We start from the raw sequence: 21,670 nt of genomic DNA, 5'->3' as shown, positions 1-21,670 counted from the left end.
CCTTGACGGCCAGCGGCCGTCACTACCGGCCAGCGACCCTCTCTAGCCTTTACAATCAGGGCCCGTGTTCGGCGCAGAGAATCGCCCCTTGGATACCCCTGCGCTGCTGGCCGCACATGGCCTTTGCTTCTCACGAGATGACGAACGCGTGTTCGGCCCGCTCGATTTCCACGTGGACACCGGCGAAGCGCTGCTGGTGCAGGGCGACAACGGTGCCGGCAAGACCACCCTGCTGCGCGTGCTGGCAGGCCTGCTGCGGCCTTCGGCCGGGCGCGTGGACATCGATGGCCGCGCCGCCAGCACTGCCGAACGCGCGCGCTTCGTGGCCTACCTGGGCCACCTGCCCGCGATGAAACCGGATCTGGATACGCTGCACAACCTGCATTTCCTGTGCGGCCTGCATGGCCGTCGCGCGCGCCAGATGCCCGGCAACGCATTGGCGGTGGTCGGGCTGGCCGGCCACGAGGACACCCTGGTACGGCATCTGTCGGCCGGGCAGAAGCGCCGGCTGGCGCTGGCGCGGATGTGGCTGTCGCCGGCACCGCTGTGGCTGCTGGACGAACCCTATGCCAACCTCGACCTGGAGGGCATCAACCTGGTCAACCGGATGATCTCCGCGCACCTGCGCGGCGGTGGCGCGGCGCTGGTCACCACCCACGGCGCCTACGCCGCCCCGCCGGTGCGCACGCGCCAGCTGCAGTTGGCGCTGCCGCAGGTGGCCGCATGATCGCCCCCGGCACCGAACCCGGCCTGTGGCAGACCGCGCGTGCGCTGGCCGTGCGCGACCTGCGGCTGGTCTGGCGCCGCCGCGGCGATGCGCTGCAGCCGGTGCTGTTCGCCTTGCTGGTGGTGGTGCTGTTCGCGCTGGCGTCCGGCCGCGATCCACGCCAGCTGGCCGGCAACGCCGTCGCGGTGCTGTGGCTGGCAGTGCTGCTGGCCGGACAGCTGGCGCTGGATTCGCTGTTCCGCTCCGATGCCGAAGATGGGTCGCTGGAACAGTGGCTGCTGGCGCCGGTGCCGCTGGCCTGGCTGGTGCTGGTGCGCGTGCTGATGCACTGGCTGACGACGGCCCTGCCGCTGATCGTACTCAGCCCGTTGCTGGCGGAAATGCTGCATCTGCCACATGACCAATTACCGATGTTGCTGGCATCGTTGCTGCTGGGCACGCCGCTGTTGAGCCTGATCGGCGGCATGGTGGCGGCACTGACGGTCGGCATCCGGCGCTCTGGTATCCTCGTGGCGTTGCTGTCGTTGCCGCTGTACGTGCCGGTGCTGGTGTTCGGTGCAGGCAGCGTCGCTGCGGCCGCACGCAACCAGGATCCGTATGGCGCGCTGCTGATGCTCGCCGCCGGGCTGGTGGTGGCGCTGGTGCTGGCGCCACTGGCGACCGCTGCCGCCATCCGCATTTCCTTGAGCTGAGCCACACCGACAACCCGGGATAGCCGCTACCGCATGCAACCGATCGTCCGCTGGTTCCACCAACTCGGCTCGCCGCCCACCTTCGACCGTTTCGCCCGTCGCTGGTCCCGCGTCTTCCACCTCGCTGCGCTGCCGGTGCTTGCTTTCGGGCTGTGGCAGGCGTTGTTCGTGGTGCCGGCCGATTACCAGCAGGGCGACAGCTTCCGCATCCTGTTCGTGCACGTGCCCAGCGCATGGATGAGCCTGTTCGTCTTCGCGCTGATGGCGCTGTATGCGGCCATCGCACTGGTGTGGAAGATCAAGGTCTGCGAAGTCCTGGCGATGGCGTGCGCGCCGATCGGTGCAGGCTTCACGCTGATCACCCTGCTCACCGGCAGCATCTGGGGCCGGCCGATGTGGGGCACCTGGTGGGACTGGGACCCGCGCCTGACCACCGAACTTATCCTGCTGTTCCTCTATTTCGGGGTGATCGGGCTGTACATGGCCATCGAAGACCGGCGCAACGCCGCGCGCGCGGCGGGACTGCTGGCCGTCGTCGGGGTCGCGCTGCTGCCGGTCATCCGGTATTCGGTGGACTGGTGGGGCAGCCTGCACCAGGGCCAGACCATCCGCCTGTTCGGGCCGACCACGCTGGATGCCAGCATGCAGCTGCCGCTGTGGCTGATGGTGATCGGCACCAAGCTGTGGTTCGTCGGCTCGCTGCTGGCCAAGGCGCGTGCGGACAACCTGCAGCGCGAAGCCGGCAAGGACTGGGTGCAGCGCCAGCTGCAGGGGGAACCATGACGTACCTGGGCTACGTGGTCGCCGCCTACGCGGTGTTCGTCGGGGTGCTGGCGATCGATGCCATCGGCTCGCACCTGCGCCTGCGCCGCGCGCAGCAGGACGCCCGCCAGCGCCAGCTGCGCCAGCAGGCACGCCGCTCGGCCAGCGCCGGCAACGGGCTGCCGCTGGAGCTGGAGCGATGAATCCGCAGCGTCGCCGTCGCCTGCTGTGGGTGCTGCTGCTGCTGGCCGCGTCCGGCCTGGCCACTGCGCTGGTGGCGATGGCCCTGCAGCGCAACGTGGCCTACCTGTACACCCCGGCCGAAGTGCTGCGCGGTGATGCCGGCAGCGCCGAACGCTTCCGCCTGGGCGGCATGGTCGCCAAGGGCTCGCTGAAACGCGAGCCCGGCTCGCTGGTGGCGTTGTTCACCGTCACTGATGGCGATGCGGACATGACCGTGCGCAGCGACCAGATCCTGCCGGACCTGTTCCGCGAAGGCCAGGCCGTGGTGGTGACCGGGCGCCTGCAGGGCGACCGTTTCATCGCCGAAGAAGTGCTGGCCAAGCACGATGAAACCTACATGCCGAAGGAACTGGCCGACAAGATGGGCAAGGCACACGTCAAGCACGATGTGCCCGTGCCTGCGCCCGAGGTGCGCTGAGTGCTGCCCGAACTGGGACAGATCCTGCTGCTGCTGGCGTTGTTGGCGGCGCTGCTGCAGGCCAGCCTGCCGCTGATCGGCGCCCAGCGCGGCATCGCCAGCTGGATGCAGGTCGCGCGGCCGGCGGCGCTGGCGCAGGTGCTGCTGGTGGCGGCCGCCTTCGCGGTGCTCACCGCTGCGTTCGTGCAGCAGGATTTCTCGGTGCGCTACGTCGCGGAAAATTCCAACACGCTGCTGCCGATGGTGTATCGCTGGTCGGCGGTGTGGGGCGCGCACGAAGGCTCACTGCTGCTGTGGGCGCTGGTGTTGGCCGCATGGACCGGCGCGGTGGCGCTGGGCTCGCGGCGGTTGCCCGACACCGTGCAGGCGCGCGTGCTGGCGGTGATGGGCCTGGTCAGCATCGGCTTCCTCGCGTTCCTGATCTTCACCTCCAATCCGTTCGCGCGCCTGATCCCGGCGCCGCTGGAGGGCCGTGACCTCAATCCGCTGCTGCAGGACCCCGGGCTGATCATCCACCCGCCGATGCTGTACCTGGGCTACGTGGGGTTCTCGGTGCCGTTCGCGTTCGCCGTTGCCGCGCTGCTGGATGGCCGGGTCGACACGCGCTGGGTGCGCTGGACACGGCCGTGGACCAACGTGGCCTGGGCGTTCCTCACCCTGGGCATCGCGCTGGGCAGCTGGTGGGCCTACTACGAACTGGGCTGGGGCGGCTGGTGGTTCTGGGATCCAGTGGAGAACGCCAGCTTCATGCCGTGGCTGGCCGGCGCCGCGCTGATCCATTCGCAGGCGGTGACCGAAAAGCGCGGCACCTTCGCCAGCTGGACGTTGCTGCTGGCGATCGCCGCCTTCGCGCTGTCCCTGCTCGGCACCTTCCTGGTGCGCTCGGGCGTGCTGACCAGCGTGCATTCGTTCGCCGCCGATCCCTCGCGCGGCATGTTCATCCTGCTGTTCCTGGCGATCCTGGTGGGCGGGGCGCTGCTGCTGTTCGCGCTGCGCGCCGGCCGCCTGGGCGTGGACAGCGGCGATCCGCGCCGCGGCTTCACCGCCACCTCGCGCGAGACCCTGCTGCTGGCCAACAACCTGCTGCTGGCCAGCGCCTGCGCGATGGTGCTGCTGGGCACCCTGTATCCCTTGCTGGCCGATGCGATGGGGCTGGGCAAGATCTCCGTCGGGCCGCCCTACTTCGGCAGCCTGTTCCTGCTGCTGATGGCCCCGCTGGTGTTGCTGCTGCCGTTCGGCCCGCTGGTCAACTGGCAGCGTGACCAGCCCTCGCGCGCGCTGGCGCTGCTGCTGCCCTGGCTGGCGCTGGCCATGCTGCTGGCCGCGCTGGCCTGGTGGCGCGCACCGCAGAACGGCTGGAAGGTCGGCCTGGGTGTCGGCGCGGCCGCCTGGGTGGGACTGGGCACGGCACGCTTCATCTGGCAGCGCCTGCGCGGCAATGGACGCTTCACCGCGGAAATGACCGGCATGCTGCTGGGCCATGCGGGCATGGCGGTGTTCCTGGCCGGCGCGCTGCTGGTTGAAGCGCTGAACGTGCAACGCGAGGTGGCCCTGTCACCCGGCCAGACCGTGGTGGTAGGCCGCCATGAGATCCGCTTCGAAGGCGTCGACCACCGCGAAGGCCCGAACTTCAGCGCCGACCGCGGCCACCTGCGGGTGTTCCGTGATGGCCGCGAACGCGCGCTGCTGCACCCGGAAAAACGCCTGTATGCCAGCGGTGGCCAGGTGATGACCGAAGCCGGCATCGACGCGCGGCTTTCCGGCGATGTCTACGTGGCAATGGGCGAGCCGCTGGGCAACAATGCATGGGCCGTACGCGTGCATATCAAGCCATTCGTGCGCTGGATCTGGCTCGGGGCGCTGTTGATGGCGCTCGGTGGCCTGGTCGCTGCCGTTGATCGTCGTTTCCGCCGTCCGTAGGAGTCCTGTTTTCCATGTCCGAATCCCCCGCCCCCCGCCCTTCCCGTCCGCTGCCCCCGGTGGCCATCGTGATCGGCGTGCTGTTCTTCTTCGGCCTGCTCGGGCTGATGGTGTATGGGGTGATGAAGAGCGGCGATCCGCAGCGCGATGTCCTGCCCTCGCCGCTGATCGGCAAGCCGGCGCCGGCCTTCGAACTGCCGGTGCTGCACGATCCGGACATCCACGTGCGCAGCGAAGAACTGCGCGGTGCGCCGTACCTGATCAATGTCTGGGGCAGCTGGTGCGCCGCCTGCCGCGAAGAACACCCGGTGCTTACCCGCTTCGCCGAAACCAAGCGCGTGCGGGTCATCGGCTACAACTGGAAGGATGAACCGGCCGATGCCCTGCGCTGGCTTGAACAGCTGGGCAATCCCTTCATGGTGGTGCTGAGTGACATCGAAGGCCGCACCGCGATCGACTGGGGCATCACCGCCGCACCGGAAACCTTCCTGGTGGATGGCAGCGGCGTGGTGCGCTGGAAGTACAGCGGCGCGATGACCCAGGCGGTGGTCGACCAGAAGTTGATCCCGGCACTGGAACAGATCGAAAAAGCCCAGGCCGATGCCGGCAATGCACTGCACGCCACGCCCTGACCCCCAGGGCGCGCGCCGGTTCGCAGGCGGCCTGCTGATGGCCGTGCTGCTGCTGGCCTCGCTGTTCTGCAGCGTCGCCCGCGCACAGCAGCCGGTCCACGACGCGCGGCCGCTGCAGTTCACCGATGCCGCCGAAGAAGCACGCTTTCACGCACTCGCCGCGCAGCTGCGCTGCGTACAGTGCCAGAACCAGTCATTGGCCGATTCCAATGCGCAGATCGCCCAGGACCTGCGCCGGGAAGTGCTGCAGTTGATCCAGCAGGGCCATGACGATGCCGGGGTGAAGCGCTTCCTGGTGCAGCGCTACGGCGAGTTCGTGCTGTACCAGCCCACGCTGCAGCCCGGCACCTGGCTGCTGTGGGGCGGGCCGCTGCTGTTCCTGCTGGGCGGCGGGCTGGTGGTGTGGCGGCTGGTGCGTCGCCGGGGCGGCGCCGTGGTGGTCGACGAAAACCGCGGTGACGGCTGGTGACGGCCGCGTTGGCCGCGCTGGCCGGCGTTGCCGGCATGCTGCTGGCACTGGCCGTGCTGTGGCCGTTGCGCGCGCGTGGGCGGCTGGGTTTCCTGGCTGCCTGCCTGAGCATCGGCGTGGCAAGCGCCAGCCTGTACCTGCTGGTCGGCGATCCGCGCGCCGCGCAGGCACCGGCCGCGCCCTCGCTGGCGGAACTGCACGATGGCGTGCAGGCGCTGGAACAGGCACTGGAGCAGGAACCGCAACGTGCCGATGGCTGGGTGCTGCTGGGCCGCTCGCGCGCTGAACTCGGCCAGCTCGATGCCGCTGCCGCCGCGTACAGCCGCGCTGCAGCGCTGGCGCCGGACGACGCCGGGGTGCTGGTGGAAGCCGCCCAGGCGCGTGCGCAGGCCGATCAGGAAAAGCGCTTCGATGACGTGGCGATCGGTTGGCTGCAGCATGCGCTGCAGGTGCAGCCCGATGCCGAACGCGCGGCGTGGCTGCTGGGCATCGCGCTGCGCCAACGCGGCCGCGATGGCGAGGCGGTGGCCGTGTGGTCCGCGCTGCTGCCGCGCCTGCAGCCCGGGGCGGCGGCGGCGCTGGAACAACAGCTGGTCATCGCACGCGCTGCGGCCGGTGCCCAGGCGCCCGCTGCGGCAGCGGGCGCGGTGCAGGAAAAGGCGGCGGCGCTGCTGCGCGTGCGCATCGCGCTGCCGCCCGGGTTCGATCCCGCGCAGTGGCCGCAGGGCGCGGCCCTGTTCGTGCTGGCACGTGCACCGGGAGGCCCGCCGATGCCGGTGGCGGTGCGCCGCTATCCGCTGCAGGCGCTGCCTGCCAGCGTCAGCCTCAGCGACGCCGACAGCCCGATGCCGACCCAGCCGTTGTCCGCGCATGCACGCGTGGAGGTGCTGGCACGGCTGTCGCGCGATGGAACCGCCGCGCACGCCGATGGTGACCTGCAGAGCGAGCCGGTGATGGTGCAGCTGCCGCAGCGCGGCGAGTTGGAATTGCAACTGCGGTAACGCGGTCAGCCTAGCGACCGCTGCGCTCGCCGACCATGGGTCGGCGCTACCGTGCTGCCCCTGCTTGGCGGATGCGCAAACGAAAAAGCCCGGTGCGAACCGGGCTTTTCGTCATGCATCGGCATCCGCGCGGGGCTTAGTCGCCCTGCTGCTTCTGCATGTGTTCCCAGCGCTCCTGCGCATCGATGGTGCGCTCGGCGGTCAGGCGCGCCTCCAGGCGATCCAGGCCGATCTCTTCACCGGTGTCCACGCAGTAGCCGTAGTCACCTGCTTCCAGGCGCTTGAGCGTGCTGTCGATCTTGCCAATCAGCTTGCGGTAACGGTCGCGGGTGCGCAGTTCCAGCGAGTTCTCGGTTTCGCGGGTCGCGCGCTCGGCTTCATCGCCGATGTCACGCACTTCCTCACGCAGGTTCTCGATGGTCTGCTTGGACTCTTCCACCAGGTCGGCGCGCCAGTCCTGCAGGCGCTTGCGGAAGTACTCCTGCTGCAGGGGGCTCATGTATTCCTCTTCCGCGCCCGGCTTGTAGCCGGTGGGCAGGATCGGACGGCCGGTGGCTTCGTCGGTCTTGTACTCGACCACCTTGTACTTGCTGCGCGGCGCCGGAGCGGTCGAGCGTGCGGTCACTGCCACGGCAACCTTGCCCACCGGGCGGGCGACAGTCTTCGGGGCGGCATCGGATTTCACAGGGGTTTTCGCGGACGATTTCGAAACGGGCACGGGATTCTTGATTTGCGGGGCCTGCTTGGCTGGCGCCTTGGCCACCTTTTCAGGTGCCTTGGTGCCGGCGTCGCTGGCCGGGACAGACGTGGCCGGAACCGGCGGCGCCGGCTTCGGTACGGACTTCACTGCAGGCACTGCCGCCGGCTTGCCGGTGGCCTTGCCGACCGCGGGCTTTGCCGTGGCGGTCTTGTTCACCGCCGGACTGGCCGACGGCTTGCTTGCGGTCGCCTTGCCGGAAACCGGCTTGGCGGCCTTGGCCGCCTTGGCGACCGTGGAAACCTTCTTTGCCGGGGCCGGCGTGGCCACGGGCTTCTTAACTGCCGGCTTGCTGGCTGGCTTGGTGGCCGGCTTGGCAGGCTTGGCAGCGGCCTTGGCCGGCTTGCTGGCGACCTTGGCGGGCGCTTTCTTCGCCGCTACCTTGGTCACTGCCGTCTTCCTGGCCACCACCTTCTTCGCCGGTGCCTTGGTGGCCCCAGCCTTCTTGGCCACGACCTTCTTTACCGGCGCCTTCTTCGCGAGCGCTTTCGCTGCCGGCGCCTTCTTCGCCGTGGCCGTCCTGGCCGCTGTCTTTCCCGTCGCCTTGGCCACCGGCTTGGCCGGCTTGCTGGCTACGGACTTGGCCGCCGTCTTCTTCGCAACAGGGCTGGCGGACTTCTTGGCGGCCTTGACGGCCTTTTTTGCAGATTTTTTAGCAGCCACGAAACGCTCTTCCTTGGATTCCCCGGGGCCCGGGAAAGCGGGCCTTTATAGCCTACCCGGCCGACTGCAGCAACCGCGTGACAGGACGCACACACGGCCCTTGCAACACGGGGCTGTGGCATGCCCGGAACCCGCATGACCTGCTGCGCGGCACGGAACCTGGTCGACGGACACAGCCGCCGACATGGCTGCGGCGCAGGACGCGTGCGGCAGCCAACGCCCCATCCTGCGACAAATATGCGCCGCTGCCAACCATGTGCCCCAACGGGCCTGTAATGAATGGGCCGAGGCCCTCCACCGGGCGGCGCGGGCCACCCTCCCATGCCGCCGCGATTCACCCCAAGCGCGGACACTCGTTTTACTATGAACGGGTGATCTCCCACTTGCTCATCGCCCTGCTGCGCTTCTACAAGCGCTTCATCAGCCCGCTGCTCGGGCCGCGCTGCCGCTTTGTCCCCAGTTGTTCCGAATATGCCATGCAGGCCATCGCCGGCCACGGTCCGCTGCGTGGCAGCTGGCTTGCCGTGCGCCGTATCGGCCGCTGCCACCCCTTCCATCCCGGCGGATTCGATCCGGTGCCTGAACGCACCGAAGATCCCGCCTGCCGCTGCAAAGGAAACCACTGACATGCCTTCCACGCTGATTACCAACGCCCGCCTGGTCAACGAAGGCCGCGTCTTCGATGCCGACCTGCGCATCGAGAATGGCCGCATCGCACGCATTGAAAGCGGGCTGGCCGCGCGCGATGGCGAGCAGGTGGTCGATGCCGCCGGCCGCTGGCTGCTGCCCGGCATGATCGATGACCAGGTGCACTTCCGCGAGCCGGGCCTGACCCAGAAGGGCGACATCGCCACCGAATCGGCCGCCGCGGTGGCCGGTGGCCTGACCACCTTCATGGACATGCCCAACACCAACCCGCCGACGCTGAACGCCGACGCCCTGCAGGCCAAGTACGATTCCGCCGCCGGCCGCGCGCGCGCCAATTACGGCTTCTACATGGGCGCCAGCAACGACAACCTGGAGCACATCCAGCGCCTGGATCCGAAGACCGCGCCGGGCATCAAGGTGTTCATGGGGGCCTCCACCGGCAACATGCTGGTGGACAACCCGGAAACGCTGGACGCGATCTTCCGCGACGCGCCGACCCCGATCATCACCCACTGCGAAGACACGCCGATGATCGACGCGCTGATGAAGGAATACCAGGCGCAGTACGGCGACACCCTGAGCGCCGAGCAGCATCCGGACATCCGCTCGCGTCAGGCCTGCCTGAAGTCGTCCGAACTGGCGGTCTCGCTGGCCCGCAAGCACGGCACCCGCCTGCACGTACTGCATATTTCCACCGCCGACGAACTGGCCCTGTTCGAGCGCGGCCCGCTGATCCGCGCCGACGGCAGCCGCAAGCAGATCACCGCCGAAACCTGCATCCATTTCCTGCGCTTCGACCGCACCGATTACGCCCGTCTGGGCAACCTCATCAAGTGCAATCCGGCGATCAAGGACGTGGCTGACCGCGAGGCGCTGACCGCTGCGCTGGTGGAGGACATCATCGACGTGCTGGCCACCGATCATGCTCCGCACACCTGGGAAGAAAAGCAGAAGCCGTACGCGCAGGCGCCGTCCGGCCTGCCGCTGGTGCAGTACGCGCTGACCGCCGCGCTGGAACTGGTGCACGAAGGCAAGCTGGACATCGCCCGGGTGGTGCAGAAGTTCGCGCACGCGCCGGCCCAGTTGTTCGACGTGGCCGAACGCGGCTTCCTGCGCGAAGGCTATTTTGCCGACCTGGTGCTGGTGGAGGACAAGCCGTTCACCGTCAAGCGCGAAGACGTGCTGTCCAAGTGCGGCTGGTCGCCCTTCGAAGGCACCACCTTCCAGTCGCGCATCGCCTCGACCTGGATCAATGGCCAGCTGGCCTGGGACGGCACGCAGATCGTGGGGGCGGCCAACGGCCAGCGCCTGGCGTTCAACCGCTGATGCGGGCGCTGTTGCTGGGCTCGGTGCTCGCCGGCGCCCTGCCCGTGCTGCTGTCCGCGGCGGCCCCGGTCGAAGCGCAGGCCACCGACAGCCGCGTGGTGTTTCCCGCCAGCGCCTCGCAGGGCGCGATGGTGATCGGCAAGGTGCCGGCCGGCAGCAGCGTGCGCTATGCCGGCCGCAGCCTGCGGGTGAGTGGCTACGGCAGCGTGGTGTTCGGCATCGGTCGCGACGAGCAGGGCCCGCTGCAGGTTGACGTACAGCGCCCCGACGGCGGCAGCGAGCGCGTCGCCATCGCGGTGACGCCGCGTGACTGGCCGGTGGAACGGGTCAACGGCGTGCCGCCGAAGACGGTCAATCCGCCGCCGGCCATCGCCGAACGGATCAAGCGCGAACAGGCCCAGGTGACGGCGGCGCGGGCGCGCGATGACAACCGCGCCGACTTCGCCCAGCCGTTCGTGTGGCCCGTGCAGGGTCGCATCAGCGGCCGCTTCGGCAATGCGCGTGTCTACAACGGGCAGCCCGGATCGGGCCATTCCGGCATGGACATCGCCGTGCCCACCGGCACGCCGGTCAAGGCACCGGCTGCTGGCGTGGTGACCTTCGCCGCCCCGGACCTGTACCTGACCGGCGGCACGCTGCTGCTTGACCACGGCTTCGGGGTGAGCTCGAACTTCCTGCACCTTTCGCGCATCGACGTGAAGGTCGGCGACCGGGTCGAACAGGGCCAGGTGATTGCCGCGGTGGGGGCTACCGGGCGGGCGACCGGCCCGCACCTGCACTGGGGTATGAACTGGTTCGACACCCGCATCGATCCGCTGCTGGTGCTGGAACGCAGGTGAGGCGTGACGGCCATCGGCCGTCACCCACCACGGCGCCCGGCCAACGCTGACGGCCAGCGGCCGTCACTACCTCGATCAGCGGGTATCGGTCAGACCACCGCCCGCTGCGCTCGCCGACCATGGGTCGGCGCTACCGTCTCCCGGCGCGCGGCATCAACCGCGCGCGGCCCACCACACACGCAACAAGGTGCGCACCGGCGTTGCTTCAATCGGCTTGCCACTGGCCTGCGACTGCAGCCGTGCACGCGCCAACGCCGCCCAGATCCGCCGCGGCCGCGGGCCGGCAACGCGCAGCTTCCAGTCCCTCAGCAGCTCACCGGCCCAGCGCCGTGGAGCGGCGGCAGCGTCGGGTTCCAGCAGCGAGCGCGGCACGCCGGTCACGCCCGCGTCGTAAAGCCGCTGCGCCAGCGTCTGCAGCAGCACGGCCTGGCCCGCACCGGCGCGCGGGCGGTCTTCGAACAGCACCACCTCCACTGCCGCCACCGCTTCGGCGAACGCGGTCAACGCACGCTGCGCGGCGGCCGCATCCACGGCCACGGCGCGCGCCTCCACCAGGCTGGGCAGCGCATCGGCCAGTACCGCCCACGGTGCGCGGATCGGCTCCAGCACGCGGCCCAGCGGGTGGCGCGAGCGCTGGCCCGCCCAGCTGCGCAGCTCTTCGCCCCACCAGGCCAGCTTGGCATCGGCCGGCAGCGGGTCGCCGCTGGTGTTGAGCATGTCATCCAATTCCTGCAGCAGCGAAAACCACGCCACCGCCCGCGCACGATGTTCCGGCGCGACGAACGGCTCGGCCACCGACCACTCGGGCCAGCGTGCACGCCACTTGTCCAGGAAGCTGTCCAACGCACTGCTGTTCACTACGTATCCTTCAATGCTTGACCGGCGGTGCCGGGAGGGTCGGCCAGCGTGTGGCCTGCTGCAGCGAGTGCGCATCATCCAGCGCAACATCGGCGTTCCAGCTGGCCGGGTCGTCATCGGCCAGGCGATAGCCCCACAACGCGGCGACCGACGGCATTCCGGCAGCGCGCGCGGCGATGATGTCGCGCTCGTCATCGCCGACGTACACACAGTGCGACGGTGCGATGCCGATCGCCTGCGCCGCATGCAGCAACGGCAGCGGGTGCGGCTTGCGCTCGCGCAGCGAATCGCCGCCGACCAGCACCGCACAGCGCGCCTGCCAGCCGTGCTGCGGCAGGATCAGCCGCGCCAGGTATTCGGGCTTGTTGGTGACGATGCCCCAGCGCACGCCGGCAGCGTCCAGCGCGGCGAGCATGCCCGCCACGCCATCGAACAGCGTTGCATGCTGGCCGATCAGTGCCTGGTAACGCTGCAGGAACTCCGGGATCAACGCATCGCGCTCATCGCCGGGCAGCTCGGGAAAGGCCACGGCCAGCATCGCCCGCGAGCCCTTGGAGACCACCGGGCGAAGCGCTTCAAGGGAGATCGGCGGCCGGCCGCGAGCGGCCAGCATGTCGGCCGCGGTCGCCACGAAATCCGGCGCGCTGTCCAGCAGGGTACCGTCCAGGTCGAACAGCACCGCGGGCGGGAAGCGCACTGCGGTCATGCCGGCTTGGTCGCGTGGGCGAGATAGTTGATGTCGGTACGGCTGGACAGCCGTGCGCGGTTGCGCCACGGCTCGTAGGCCATGCCGCTGACGTCCTGCAGTTGCAGGTCGGCGTCGCGCAGCCAGCGTGACAGCTCGGCCGGGGTGATGAATTCCTGGTAGTGGTGGGTGCCCTTGGGCAGCAGCCGGGCCACGTATTCGGCCCCCACGATCGCCACCGCGAACGCGGCGGCGGTGCGGTTGATGGTGGACAGGAACAGCTGGCCGCCGGGTTTCAGCAGGCGCTTGCAGGCTTCGATGATCGCACCGGGGTCCGGCACGTGTTCCAGCATTTCCATGCAGGTCACCACATCGAAGCTACCCGGCTGCTCGGCGGCCAGATCCTCGGCGGCCTGCACCCGGTAGTCCACGGTCACGCCGGTTTCCAGCGCGTGCAGGCGCGCCACCTTGACCAGTTCCGGCGCCAGGTCGATGGCGGTCACCTCGGCACCGGCCTGGGCCAGCGCCTCGCTGAGCAGGCCGCCACCGCAGCCGATGTCCAGCACGCGCAGGCCGCGCAGTGGTGCGCGGTCGGCGACATACTTGGTGCGCACCGGGTTGAGCGCATGCAGCGGCTTCTGCGGACCTTCCGCGTCCCACCAGCGGTTGGCCAGGGCGGCGAATTTGTCCAGCTCGGCCTGGTCGAAATTGGAAGAAGCGTTCGGGGCGTTCATGGGGTGTCCTTGCGGCGCCGGAAGGCGCGCGGATGGGATGGATCAGGCGCGCACGTGGCGGATGCGCTCGCGCCACTGGCGCGCGTTGGCGATGATGCCCGGCAGGTCCATGCCGACCAGTTCGCGCTGCACCAGCTTGGGCTGGCCGGCGATCCACACATCGCTCACCTGCTGGCGGCCGGTGGCATACACCAGCTGCGACAACACGTTGTGCAGGGGCTGGGTTTCCAGCGCGGACAGGTCCACGCAGACCAGGTCGGCCTGCTTGCCGACTTCGATCGAGCCGATGCGCTGTTCGAAGCCCAGCGCACGCGCACCGCCCAGCGTGGACGCGCGCAGCGTGCTCGCCGCATCCAGCGCGGTCGCATCGTTGGCCACAGCCTTGGCCAGGATCGCCGCGGTGCGGTTTTCGCTGAACATGTCCAAGTCGTTGTTGCTGGCGCAGCCGTCGGTGCCGATGGCCAGGTTCACTCCCGCGCGCTGCAGCGCGCAGGCCGGGCAGAAGCCGGACGCCAGCTTGAGGTTGGATTCGGGGCAATGCACCACGCTGACGCCGCGCTCGGCGCACAGGTGGATTTCCGCGTCGGTCAGCTGGGTCATGTGCACGGCGATCAGGCGGTCGTTGACCAGCCCCAGCCGATCCAGGCGCGCCAACGGGCGCTGGCCGTGCAGCTTGATCGAATCGCTGACTTCCTGCGCGGTCTCATGCGTGTGCAGGTGCACCTGCATGTCCAGCTGGTCAGACAGCATGCGCACGCGCTCGAAGTTCGCATCGTTGACCGTATACGGCGCATGCGGGGCGAACGAGGTGCCGATCAGCGGATCGTTGCGCCACTGGTCGTGCAGCTCGCCGGCCTTGGCGAAGTACTCGTCATCGCTCTTGGCCCAGGCGGTGGGGAAATCGATGATCACCGCGCCGACCAGCGCGCGGAAACCGTGCTTCTTGTAGACCGCGGCCTGCACGTCGCCGAAGAAGTAGTTTTCGTTGGCGCAGGTGGTGCCGCCGCGCAGCATTTCGGCGATCGCCAGGGTGGTGCCGTCGGCGACGAATTCCGGCCCGATCACCGCTGCCTCCACCGGCCAGATGTGCTGCTGCAGCCAGGTCATCAACGGCAGGTCGTCGGCCACCCCGCGCAGCAGGGTCATCGGATTATGGGTATGCGCGTTGACCAGGCCCGGCATCAACGCCGCCTCCGGGCGGCTGACCACCTGGGCCGCAGTGAAGCGTTCGCGCGCCTGGCTGCGTGGCAGGATCGCGATGATCTCGCCGTTGCGCACCGCCACTGCGTGGTCTTCCAGCACCACGGCATGCGGCTCGATCGGGACCACGTAACCGGCTTCGATCAGCAGGTCACAGGCTTCGGGGAGGTGCGGGCTATCGCTCATGCGGGCTCACTGGCTGGGGGGCGGCGAGATACTGCTGGGGGACACGCCCCTGAGTCAGGGGCTGCCGCGAAGCGGCGGGGTCTGGAGACTCGTGAAGCGGGGCCCATGATCTGCCGAAGCAGATCATGGGAGCGCCAGCGCGAATGCGATGGCGCGTACCCGGCCAGCGGCCGTCCCTACCGTAATCCAGCTGTGCCGGATTACTTTACGCGTGCGGAGTATTCGCCCGAGCGGGTGTCGACCTTGATGATCTCGTCCTGGTTCACGAACAGCGGAACGCGGACCACCGCGCCGGTTTCCAGCGTGGCCGGCTTGCCGCCGCCGCCGGAGGTGTCACCACGCACGCCCGGATCGGTCTCGGTGATCTTCAGTTCGACGAAGTTCGGCGGCTGCACGAAGATCGGCGAACCGTTCCACAGGGTCACGATGCAGGATTCTTCACCCTTCAGCCACTTCTCCGCGCCGCCCATGCCGGCCTTGTCGGCCTGCACCTGCTCGAAGGATTCCGGGTCCATGAAGTGCCAGTACTCGCCGTCGCTGTACATGTAGTCCATGTTGGTGTCGACGACGTCGGCCACTTCCACGTCATCGGTGGCCTTCATGGTCATTTCCACGGTCCGGCCGGACTTGATGAAGCGGTAGCGCACGCGGGTGAAGGCCTGGCCCTTGCCCGGCTTGATGAACTCGGTTTCCGAGATGACGGCCGGTTCATTGTTGACCAGGATCTTCATCCCGTTCTTGACATCGTTCATGCCCGCAGTGGCCATGCTCAAGCTCCTCAAATGGCGAAACCGCCGCATGTGCGGCGAGCCGGATAGAATGGAAAGCCCACCGGAGGCCGGTGGGCACTGATTTATGCCCCCATGATAACCGCAGGCCCCCTGTCCATGCAGCTCTCCGCCGCTCACCGCCCCGTTTCCGCCCGCTGGCAGCAGCTCTGGCGCCAGGCGATACGCGATCCCGGCGAACTGCTTGCGCGGCTCGGCCTGGAGCCTGCCGCGCTGGGTGTTTCCGAGGCGGCCCTGCAGCAGTTCGCGCAGCGCGTACCGGAAGGGTTCGTGGCCCGCATGCGGCATGGCGACCCGCACGACCCACTGCTGCGCCAGGTGCTCCCGATCGACGCCGAAATGCGCCAGGTGCCCGGCTTCAGCCTGGATGCGGTCGGCGATGGCGCGGCCAAGAAGGCCACCGGGGTCATCCAGAAGTACCGCGGTCGGGCGCTGCTGGTGACCACCGGCAGCTGCGCGATCAACTGCCGCTACTGCTTCCGCCGCCACTTCGATTACGGCACCGAAAACGCCGCCAAGGGCGGCTGGCAGGAGGCGGTGCGGGCCATCGCCGAAGACCCGGGCATCGACGAGGTCATCCTGTCCGGCGGCGATCCCCTGTCGCTGGCCACGCACAAGCTGGTGGAGCTGACCGACGCGCTGCGCGCCATCCCGCACCTGCGCCGGCTGCGCATCCACAGCCGCCTGCCGGTGGTGCTGCCCGAGCGCGTGGACGATGAACTGGTGGCCTGGCTGGGCAGCCTGCCGTGGCCGCTGGCCTTCGTGATCCACGCCAACCACGCCAACGAGTTCGATGCCAGCGTGGATGCCGCCCTGGCGCGCCTGCGCGCGGCCGGCGCGCAGCTGCTGAACCAGGCCGTGCTGCTGCGCGGGGTCAACGACAGCGAAGACGCGCTGGCCGCGCTGAGCGAACGCAGCTTCGCCGCCGGGGTGATGCCGTACTACCTCTACCAGCTGGATCGCGTGGAGGGCGTGACCCACTTCGAAGTGGACGATGCAACGGCCAAGGCCCTGATCGCCGCACTGACCGCACGCCTGTCCGGCTACCTGGTCCCCAAGCTGGTCCGCGAACTCCCCGGCGACCCCAGCAAGCGTCCCGTATAGCCGGAAATCAGGCGCCGGATTCGATCATCTGCACCACCGCGGTGGCGGTGATCGGGTGGCTCAGCCAGTACCCCTGGGCCAGGTCGCAGCCGCGCTGGCTGAGCAGGTCGAACTGCACTTCCTGCTCGATGCCTTCGGCCACCACGGTGATTCCCAGCGCGTGGGCCATGGCGATGATCGCGGTGGTCAGCGCCAGGTCATCCGGGTCGCGCTGCATGTCGGCGACGAAGCTCTTGTCGATCTTCACCCCGTCCACCGGCACCTGGCGCAGGTGGCTGAGTCCTGAAAAACCGGTGCCGAAATCGTCCAGCCATACTTTCACGCCGGTGCGGTGCAGCTTGTCCAGCAACTGGGCGGCCAGCATCTCATCGCCTATCACGGCCGTCTCGGTCAGCTCCAGGTGCAGGCGCGAAGCCGGCAGTCCCGATTCGTGCAGGCACTGCGCGACCAGGTCCGGCAGTTCGCCGCCGCGCAGCTGCCGCGGTGACACGTTGACCGACACGAACATCCCCTCGCCATCCCCGCTGCGCGGCCACTGCGCCGCTTCCATGCACGCCGCGCGCAGCACCTTCGGGCCGATCACTTCGATCAGTCCGCTCTGCTCAGCCACTTCGATGAACACCGATGGCGGGATCGTGCCCAGCGTCGGGTGCTGCCAGCGCAGCAGCACTTCCACCCCGACCATGCGCCGGTCGCGGGTGCGGAAGATCGGCTGGTAGGCCAGCCGCAGTTCACCGCGTTCCCAGGCACCGCGCAGCTCCTGCTCCATGTGCACGCGGCGTTCCACGGCGTGGTCCATGGCGCGGCTGTAGTAGCGATGGCAGTTCTTGCCCGCCATCTTGGCCTGGTACATGGCGATGTCGCCGTTCTTCAGCAGGGTGGTCGCATCGGCGGCATCATCGGGGAACAGGGTGACGCCGATGGACGCGCCCAGGAACAGCTCGCGGCCCTGTACGCGCAGCGGCTTGCCCAGCTCGCGCACCAGCAGGTCGGCCAGCTCGCGCGCCTGCGCGGCGACATCACCTTCGGCCAGCAGGATCACGAATTCGTCGCCGCCGAAACGCGCCAGCAGCGCCTCGTCGCCGCCCGCCGCAGACACGGCCTCGCTGATCCGCTGGACGAACTGCAGCAGCGCTTCATCGCCTGCTTCGTGGCCCAGCGTGTCGTTGACCCGCTTGAAGTCATCCATGTCGGCAAACAGCAACGCCAACTGGTGGCCCGACGCGCGCGCCGCCATCAGGCGATGGTCCAGCGTCTCGCGGAACGCCAGCCGGTTGGTGAGCCCGGTCAGGGCATCGGTGTAGGCCATGTGCCGTACTTCGCGGTCATGCCGGGCGATGGCATCGCGCATCCGGGCGAAGGCGCGCACCAGCTCGCCGACTTCATCGTCGCGATGGTTCTCGCGCAGCGGCACCTGGTAGTCGCCGGCCTCGATCTGCCGCGCCGCCATCGCCAGCCCCCGGATCGGCGTGACCAGGGTGCGCTGCACGTACAGCACCACCGCCACCCCGATCGCCACCAGCAGCGCCAGCATCAGCAGCAGCCAGCCAAGGTGGCGGGTGCCGACCTGTTCCAGCCGCTGCGCCAGGGTCTGGCTGGCCTGCGCCTCCAGCACCTGCACTTCCTTCAACGAAATGCCTACGCGCACGCCACCCAGGCGCTGGTTTCCGACCATGATCGGCATGCTGTTTTCCAGCACCTTGGGCGATTCCTGCACCAGCGCGCCCTTGGCGGCCACCGCCTTGGCCGCGAGTGGATCGGACATCGCACGCCCATAGTCCGGCACCGCCACCGACCCGTCATGCAGCAGGCGGCCCTTGGCATCGAACACCAGCACGTAGCCCACCGCGCGTTGCCGCGACACGTTGCGCACCAGCGCACCGACCTGCTCCAGGTCGTTGTAGTACAGCGGGTTGGACAACGCATCGGCCAGTTCACGGGCCATCGTCTCGCCGCGGCTGCGCATGCTGCGGTCGAACAGTTCGTGGATGACCGTACCGCTGAGGCGGGTCACTTCCCGCTGGGAGGCCGCCTGCCGACCCAACAGCACCGCCAGGATGGCCACCACCACCAGCATCGCCCCGCCCATCGCCAGCACGAAGCGCGCCTGCATTCCCGATCCCAAGCCCAGGCGCTTCATTCCACTTCCATCCGCACGCGTACCAGTCCTCGTTTCAAATCATCCAGCCGCCGAAGCATCCGCGCATCAACGCGATGGAAGCCGGATGTACCAAAAAACCGTGCCAAGGCATCTTTCGCCTGCGGGTCCTGCGCGGCCTGCAGCAGCACCTGCTGCAGGCGATCGCGCACCTGCGGATCCAGGTCCGCGCGCACCACCTCCACCGCGCGCGGATACGGCGCAGTGCGATGGATTACCCGCAGGTCATGCTTGAACGCCGGTGGCACCCGGCGTTCATCGTCCCAATCCACGCTGCTCACCGCACCGGCGTCGACCATGCCCTTCTGCACGAACGTGGCGATGTTCAGCTCGGTACGCGCGAACACGTAACCCACCGCATCGGCGGTGGGCGTGTCATCGGGCTCCTGCAGGATCTGCGGCACCAGGCCGTTTTCCAGCAGGGTCATGGCCGGCACCAGGTAGGCACTGGTGGAGGCCGAATTCTGCAGCGCCAGGGTATGCCCGCGCAGGTCCGCCAACTGGTGCAGTTGGCTTTCGCGGCGCACGAAGAACACGCTGTGGTATTCGCGCACCCCGCTGCGTTCGGTCAGCAGCAGCGGGCGCGCATCCGCGCGCTGGCCCAGCGCCACCGCGGTGCTGGCCGTTTCGGTGACCCAGTCAACGCGTCCGCGGCGCAGGTAACTGGCCATCTGCTGCGCATCGCGCGCCATCAGCACGCGGCCTTCGGTGATGCCCAGGTCGTGCATGTGCGCCACCACGTAATCCAGCAGGGGCTGCAGCTGCGCATAGTGTGACTTCGGATCGTCGCTGATGCGGCCCAGCACCAGCACGTGACGCTGGTCCGGCCGCCCACTGCTGGGCACCGGCGACGCGGCCATGCACGCACCTGCCAGCAGCAGGCACGCCAGGCCCAGCAGTCCCCACTGCATGCGTCCCAGCCAAGCGTTCACGATGTTCCCCCTTGATGTAAGGGAAAGACTACCCGAAAAAGTGAGAACTGCGTCAGGCTATTTTTTGTCGCCGTGTGCCAGACGGGCCATGCGCTGGGCGTCGGCCAGGATGCCGCGCAGCAGGCGGACTTCCTGCTCGCTGGGCTCGCTGCGCAGGAACAACCGGCGCAGTTTGCGCATCGCCGATTCCGGCGCCCTGCCCTTGTGGAACTCGATCTCGTCCAGGGTCTCGCCGAGCTGGCCGAAGAAGCTTTCCATCTGCTCATGGCTGGCCGGCTGTTCGCGCAGGCCCGGCTCGACCACCGGCGTAGCGGCATCGCCGAGCAGGCGCATGCGCACCTCGTAGGCCAGCACCTGCACCGCCGCGGCCAGGTTCAACGAACTGAACGCGGGATCGGACGGAATGTGCACCGCGGCATGGCACAACTGCAGCTCTTCGTTGGTCAGGCCGGTGCGTTCACGACCGAACACGATGGCCACTTCGGCGCCTTCGCCCGCCTTGGCGGCGACCCGGGCGGCGGCCACGGTGGGCAGCAGCTCTTCCAGCTGCACCCGGCGCGCACGCGCGGTGCAGCCCAGCACGAGGGTGCAGTCGGCCACGGCATCGGCCAGGGTCGCCACTACCGGGGCATCGCCCAGCACGTCTTCGGCGCCGGCCGAACGCCGGAAGGCATCTTCGTCCAGCGGTTTTTCCGGGGCGACCAGCACCAGCCGGGCCAGGCCCATGGTTTTCATGGCACGCGCGGCGGCGCCCATGTTGCCGGGATGCTGGGTCCCGACCAGGACGAAACGGATACGGGGAGCAATGGATGGATCGGACATGAACGCGGTAGTCGAGCTGGACGGCCTGCAATGGTAAACTGTGCGGCCGGCCACTGCGCCGGACCTGCTCTTTTCCCCCGCCGATCCCCCCTCTGCCCTCCCGGGAGCTACCGCCATGCAGAAACCCGCCGTCACCGTCATGGTCAAGGCCGCCCGCCTCGCCGGCAACGTATTGTTGCGCAACATCAACAAGCTCGAGGCGCTCAACGTGGTGCAGAAGGGCCGCATGGACTATGCGAGCGAGGTCGATGCGGACGCGGAAAAGGTCATCGTCAAGGAACTCAAGCGCGCCTACCCGGAATACGGGGTGATCGGCGAGGAAGGTGGCACCCAGGGTGCCAACCGTTACATGTGGGTCATCGATCCGCTGGACGGCACCAGCAACTACCTGCGCGGCTTCCCGCACTACTGCGTGTCCATCGCGCTGGTGGAAAACGGCGAGCCGACCGATGCGGTGATCTTCGATCCGCTGCGCAATGAACTGTTCACTGCCAGCCGCGGTGCCGGCGCGGTGTTCAACGACCGCCGCATCCGCGTGTCCGACCGCAAGGACCTGGAAGGCACGATGATCCACACCGGCTTCGCCCCGCGCGAGCGCGCCCGCGCCAGCGCCCAGCTGAAGGCGGTCGACACGCTGCTGGTGCAGGCCGAAGACGTGCGTCGCACTGGTTCGGCTGCGCTGGACCTGGCCTACGTGGCCTGTGGCCGCGCCGATGCCTACTTCGAGGCCGGGGTGAAGTCCTGGGACATCGCCGCGGGCATCCTGCTGGTCCGCGAAGCGGGCGGCAAGGTCTGCGATTACAAGGGCGCCACGCTGGGGCGGATGGACAACCGCGGCCCGGAAAACCACCAGGTGGTGGCGGGCAACCTGAAGGTGGCCGAGTCGCTGCAGAAGGTGCTGGTCAACACCGGCTACGCCGCCGAGTTCGACGCGAAGTTCTGATTTCGCTTGAATCAGGTGGGTCGGACGGCGCCTTCGGGCGCCGTTCTGCTTTGTGGGGCAACGGTAACGGCAACGTCGACGTCAAAAGCTGCAAGGCTGCGTGCTGGCGGGGCGGGGTGGGTTGGCGGGGGACGGCAGAAGCCGCATCCTGCGGGCCTCGTTT

Annotated in this window: 23 protein-coding genes; 14 read left to right on the top strand and 9 right to left on the bottom strand. The window is 68.6% G+C overall.

Translation table 11 applies throughout. The features are described from left to right. Positions 1–88 precede the first annotated feature (88 nt). From ccmA to RTX79_RS15720, 9 genes are read left to right on the top strand one after another with little or no spacing between them, the layout of a single operon-like run. Positions 89–727: a heme ABC exporter ATP-binding protein CcmA gene (gene ccmA / locus RTX79_RS15760; RefSeq protein ID WP_312684704.1), complete on the top strand. Its 639-nt coding sequence runs from the start codon at positions 89–91 to the stop codon at positions 725–727. Continuing rightward, positions 724–1,419: a heme exporter protein CcmB gene (gene ccmB / locus RTX79_RS15755; protein WP_057506848.1), complete on the top strand. Its 696-nt coding sequence runs from the start codon at positions 724–726 to the stop codon at positions 1,417–1,419. Before ccmA ends, ccmB begins: the two co-directional genes overlap by 4 nt. Positions 1,420–1,452: 33 nt before the next feature. Further along, a complete protein-coding gene (locus RTX79_RS15750; RefSeq protein ID WP_312684703.1) occupies positions 1,453–2,202 on the top strand; it encodes a heme ABC transporter permease in 750 nt (249 codons plus the stop codon). Further along, a complete protein-coding gene (gene ccmD / locus RTX79_RS15745) occupies positions 2,199–2,384 on the top strand; it encodes a heme exporter protein CcmD (protein WP_057506850.1) in 186 nt (61 codons plus the stop codon). Before RTX79_RS15750 ends, ccmD begins: the two co-directional genes overlap by 4 nt. Further along, positions 2,381–2,842: a cytochrome c maturation protein CcmE gene (gene ccmE, locus RTX79_RS15740; protein WP_123699767.1), complete on the top strand. Its 462-nt coding sequence runs from the start codon at positions 2,381–2,383 to the stop codon at positions 2,840–2,842. Before ccmD ends, ccmE begins: the two co-directional genes overlap by 4 nt. After that, complete coding sequence (locus tag RTX79_RS15735; RefSeq protein ID WP_312684702.1) at positions 2,843–4,762, top strand: heme lyase CcmF/NrfE family subunit; 1,920 nt, start codon at positions 2,843–2,845, stop codon at positions 4,760–4,762. A 14-nt stretch (positions 4,763–4,776) separates the two neighbouring features. After that, complete coding sequence (locus RTX79_RS15730; RefSeq protein WP_057506853.1) at positions 4,777–5,394, top strand: DsbE family thiol:disulfide interchange protein; 618 nt, start codon at positions 4,777–4,779, stop codon at positions 5,392–5,394. A gap of 37 nt (positions 5,395–5,431) precedes the next feature. Next, positions 5,432–5,863 (top strand): cytochrome c-type biogenesis protein, encoded by a 432-nt coding sequence (locus RTX79_RS15725; protein WP_312684701.1) that lies wholly within the window; start codon positions 5,432–5,434, stop codon positions 5,861–5,863. Beyond that, on the top strand, positions 5,857–6,864 hold the full coding sequence (locus tag RTX79_RS15720; protein WP_428696021.1) for a tetratricopeptide repeat protein: 1,008 nt from the start codon (positions 5,857–5,859) through the stop codon (positions 6,862–6,864). Before RTX79_RS15725 ends, RTX79_RS15720 begins: the two co-directional genes overlap by 7 nt. Positions 6,865–7,000: 136 nt before the next feature. On the opposite strand, the gene dksA is transcribed toward RTX79_RS15720, so the two are convergent. Further along, a complete protein-coding gene (gene dksA / locus RTX79_RS15715) occupies positions 7,001–8,284 on the bottom strand; it encodes an RNA polymerase-binding protein DksA (protein WP_312684698.1) in 1,284 nt (427 codons plus the stop codon). A gap of 371 nt (positions 8,285–8,655) precedes the next feature. Here dksA and yidD point away from each other — a divergent pair, with 371 nt between their 5' ends. From yidD to RTX79_RS15700, 3 genes are read left to right on the top strand one after another with little or no spacing between them, the layout of a single operon-like run. Continuing rightward, on the top strand, positions 8,656–8,910 hold the full coding sequence (gene yidD / locus RTX79_RS15710; RefSeq protein ID WP_042615209.1) for a membrane protein insertion efficiency factor YidD: 255 nt from the start codon (positions 8,656–8,658) through the stop codon (positions 8,908–8,910). 1 nt (position 8,911) lies between these two features. Then, positions 8,912–10,258, top strand: a complete 1,347-nt coding sequence (locus tag RTX79_RS15705; protein WP_123699762.1) for a dihydroorotase — start codon at positions 8,912–8,914, stop codon at positions 10,256–10,258. Beyond that, positions 10,258–11,097: a M23 family metallopeptidase gene (locus RTX79_RS15700; protein WP_309685003.1), complete on the top strand. Its 840-nt coding sequence runs from the start codon at positions 10,258–10,260 to the stop codon at positions 11,095–11,097. The genes RTX79_RS15705 and RTX79_RS15700 overlap by 1 nt, the downstream gene beginning before the upstream one ends. Before the next feature lie 153 nt (positions 11,098–11,250). Here RTX79_RS15700 and RTX79_RS15695 read toward each other — a convergent pair whose 3' ends face one another. The 5 genes from RTX79_RS15695 to efp all read right to left on the bottom strand — a co-directional run bounded on the left by RTX79_RS15695 (position 11,251) and on the right by efp (position 15,527). Continuing rightward, a complete protein-coding gene (locus RTX79_RS15695; RefSeq protein ID WP_312684697.1) occupies positions 11,251–11,955 on the bottom strand; it encodes a phytoene/squalene synthase family protein in 705 nt (234 codons plus the stop codon). Between the two features lie 10 nt (positions 11,956–11,965). Continuing rightward, positions 11,966–12,661 carry a phosphoglycolate phosphatase gene (locus RTX79_RS15690; RefSeq protein ID WP_312684695.1) on the bottom strand — a complete coding sequence of 232 codons (696 nt, stop codon included), beginning with the start codon at positions 12,659–12,661 and terminating at the stop codon, positions 11,966–11,968. Further along, positions 12,658–13,374, bottom strand: a complete 717-nt coding sequence (ubiG, locus tag RTX79_RS15685; RefSeq protein WP_057506862.1) for a bifunctional 2-polyprenyl-6-hydroxyphenol methylase/3-demethylubiquinol 3-O-methyltransferase UbiG — start codon at positions 13,372–13,374, stop codon at positions 12,658–12,660. Before ubiG ends, RTX79_RS15690 begins: the two co-directional genes overlap by 4 nt. A gap of 42 nt (positions 13,375–13,416) precedes the next feature. Further along, the gene (locus tag RTX79_RS15680) at positions 13,417–14,760 is read right to left on the bottom strand and encodes a TRZ/ATZ family hydrolase (protein WP_057506863.1); all 1,344 of its coding nucleotides are present in this window, start codon (positions 14,758–14,760) and stop codon (positions 13,417–13,419) included. 200 nt (positions 14,761–14,960) lie between these two features. Then, positions 14,961–15,527 (bottom strand): elongation factor P, encoded by a 567-nt coding sequence (efp, locus tag RTX79_RS15675; RefSeq protein WP_182339677.1) that lies wholly within the window; start codon positions 15,525–15,527, stop codon positions 14,961–14,963. Positions 15,528–15,647: 120 nt separating this feature from the next. On the opposite strand from efp, the gene epmB reads away from it, so the two are divergent. Beyond that, positions 15,648–16,652: an EF-P beta-lysylation protein EpmB gene (epmB, locus tag RTX79_RS15670; protein WP_312684694.1), complete on the top strand. Its 1,005-nt coding sequence runs from the start codon at positions 15,648–15,650 to the stop codon at positions 16,650–16,652. Positions 16,653–16,659: 7 nt separating this feature from the next. Here the strand turns inward: epmB and RTX79_RS15665 are convergent, their stop codons facing one another. The 3 genes from RTX79_RS15665 to RTX79_RS15655 all read right to left on the bottom strand — a co-directional run bounded on the left by RTX79_RS15665 (position 16,660) and on the right by RTX79_RS15655 (position 20,564). After that, entirely contained in the window at positions 16,660–18,792 is a 2,133-nt protein-coding gene (locus tag RTX79_RS15665) for a putative bifunctional diguanylate cyclase/phosphodiesterase (protein WP_312684693.1), read from the bottom strand. Continuing rightward, complete coding sequence (locus RTX79_RS15660; RefSeq protein WP_312684746.1) at positions 18,789–19,721, bottom strand: phosphate/phosphite/phosphonate ABC transporter substrate-binding protein; 933 nt, start codon at positions 19,719–19,721, stop codon at positions 18,789–18,791. The genes RTX79_RS15665 and RTX79_RS15660 overlap by 4 nt, the downstream gene beginning before the upstream one ends. Positions 19,722–19,799: 78 nt before the next feature. Continuing rightward, on the bottom strand, positions 19,800–20,564 hold the full coding sequence (locus RTX79_RS15655; RefSeq protein ID WP_057506867.1) for an RNA methyltransferase: 765 nt from the start codon (positions 20,562–20,564) through the stop codon (positions 19,800–19,802). Between the two features lie 115 nt (positions 20,565–20,679). Here RTX79_RS15655 and RTX79_RS15650 point away from each other — a divergent pair, with 115 nt between their 5' ends. Continuing rightward, positions 20,680–21,507, top strand: a complete 828-nt coding sequence (locus RTX79_RS15650; RefSeq protein WP_042615229.1) for an inositol monophosphatase family protein — start codon at positions 20,680–20,682, stop codon at positions 21,505–21,507. Positions 21,508–21,670: the final 163 nt, after the last annotated feature.

The sequence above is a fragment of the Stenotrophomonas chelatiphaga genome (assembly GCF_032054965.1).
Lineage (GTDB): Bacteria > Pseudomonadota > Gammaproteobacteria > Xanthomonadales > Xanthomonadaceae > Stenotrophomonas > Stenotrophomonas chelatiphaga.
Note: the sequence above shows the minus strand (reverse complement) of the source record. Positions and strands in the feature narration are given on the sequence as shown.

What these genes read in the sequence shown, in the direction of transcription:
- ccmB (WP_057506848.1), top strand. Translation starts at nt 724, where the DNA reads ATGATCGCCCCCGGCACCGAACCCGGCCTGTGGCAGACCGCGCGTGCG.
- RTX79_RS15750 (WP_312684703.1), top strand. Translation starts at nt 1,453, where the DNA reads ATGCAACCGATCGTCCGCTGGTTCCACCAACTCGGCTCGCCGCCCACC.
- ccmD (WP_057506850.1), top strand. Translation starts at nt 2,199, where the DNA reads ATGACGTACCTGGGCTACGTGGTCGCCGCCTACGCGGTGTTCGTCGGG.
- ccmE (WP_123699767.1), top strand. Translation starts at nt 2,381, where the DNA reads ATGAATCCGCAGCGTCGCCGTCGCCTGCTGTGGGTGCTGCTGCTGCTG.
- RTX79_RS15730 (WP_057506853.1), top strand. Translation starts at nt 4,777, where the DNA reads ATGTCCGAATCCCCCGCCCCCCGCCCTTCCCGTCCGCTGCCCCCGGTG.
- RTX79_RS15725 (WP_312684701.1), top strand. Translation starts at nt 5,432, where the DNA reads ATGGCCGTGCTGCTGCTGGCCTCGCTGTTCTGCAGCGTCGCCCGCGCA.
- RTX79_RS15705 (WP_123699762.1), top strand. Translation starts at nt 8,912, where the DNA reads ATGCCTTCCACGCTGATTACCAACGCCCGCCTGGTCAACGAAGGCCGC.
- RTX79_RS15700 (WP_309685003.1), top strand. Translation starts at nt 10,258, where the DNA reads ATGCGGGCGCTGTTGCTGGGCTCGGTGCTCGCCGGCGCCCTGCCCGTG.
- RTX79_RS15690 (WP_312684695.1), bottom strand. Translation starts at nt 12,661, where the DNA reads ATGACCGCAGTGCGCTTCCCGCCCGCGGTGCTGTTCGACCTGGACGGT.
- ubiG (WP_057506862.1), bottom strand. Translation starts at nt 13,374, where the DNA reads ATGAACGCCCCGAACGCTTCTTCCAATTTCGACCAGGCCGAGCTGGAC.
- RTX79_RS15680 (WP_057506863.1), bottom strand. Translation starts at nt 14,760, where the DNA reads ATGAGCGATAGCCCGCACCTCCCCGAAGCCTGTGACCTGCTGATCGAA.
- efp (WP_182339677.1), bottom strand. Translation starts at nt 15,527, where the DNA reads ATGGCCACTGCGGGCATGAACGATGTCAAGAACGGGATGAAGATCCTG.
- epmB (WP_312684694.1), top strand. Translation starts at nt 15,648, where the DNA reads ATGCAGCTCTCCGCCGCTCACCGCCCCGTTTCCGCCCGCTGGCAGCAG.
- RTX79_RS15665 (WP_312684693.1), bottom strand. Translation starts at nt 18,792, where the DNA reads ATGAAGCGCCTGGGCTTGGGATCGGGAATGCAGGCGCGCTTCGTGCTG.
- RTX79_RS15660 (WP_312684746.1), bottom strand. Translation starts at nt 19,721, where the DNA reads ATGCAGTGGGGACTGCTGGGCCTGGCGTGCCTGCTGCTGGCAGGTGCG.
- RTX79_RS15655 (WP_057506867.1), bottom strand. Translation starts at nt 20,564, where the DNA reads ATGTCCGATCCATCCATTGCTCCCCGTATCCGTTTCGTCCTGGTCGGG.
- RTX79_RS15650 (WP_042615229.1), top strand. Translation starts at nt 20,680, where the DNA reads ATGCAGAAACCCGCCGTCACCGTCATGGTCAAGGCCGCCCGCCTCGCC.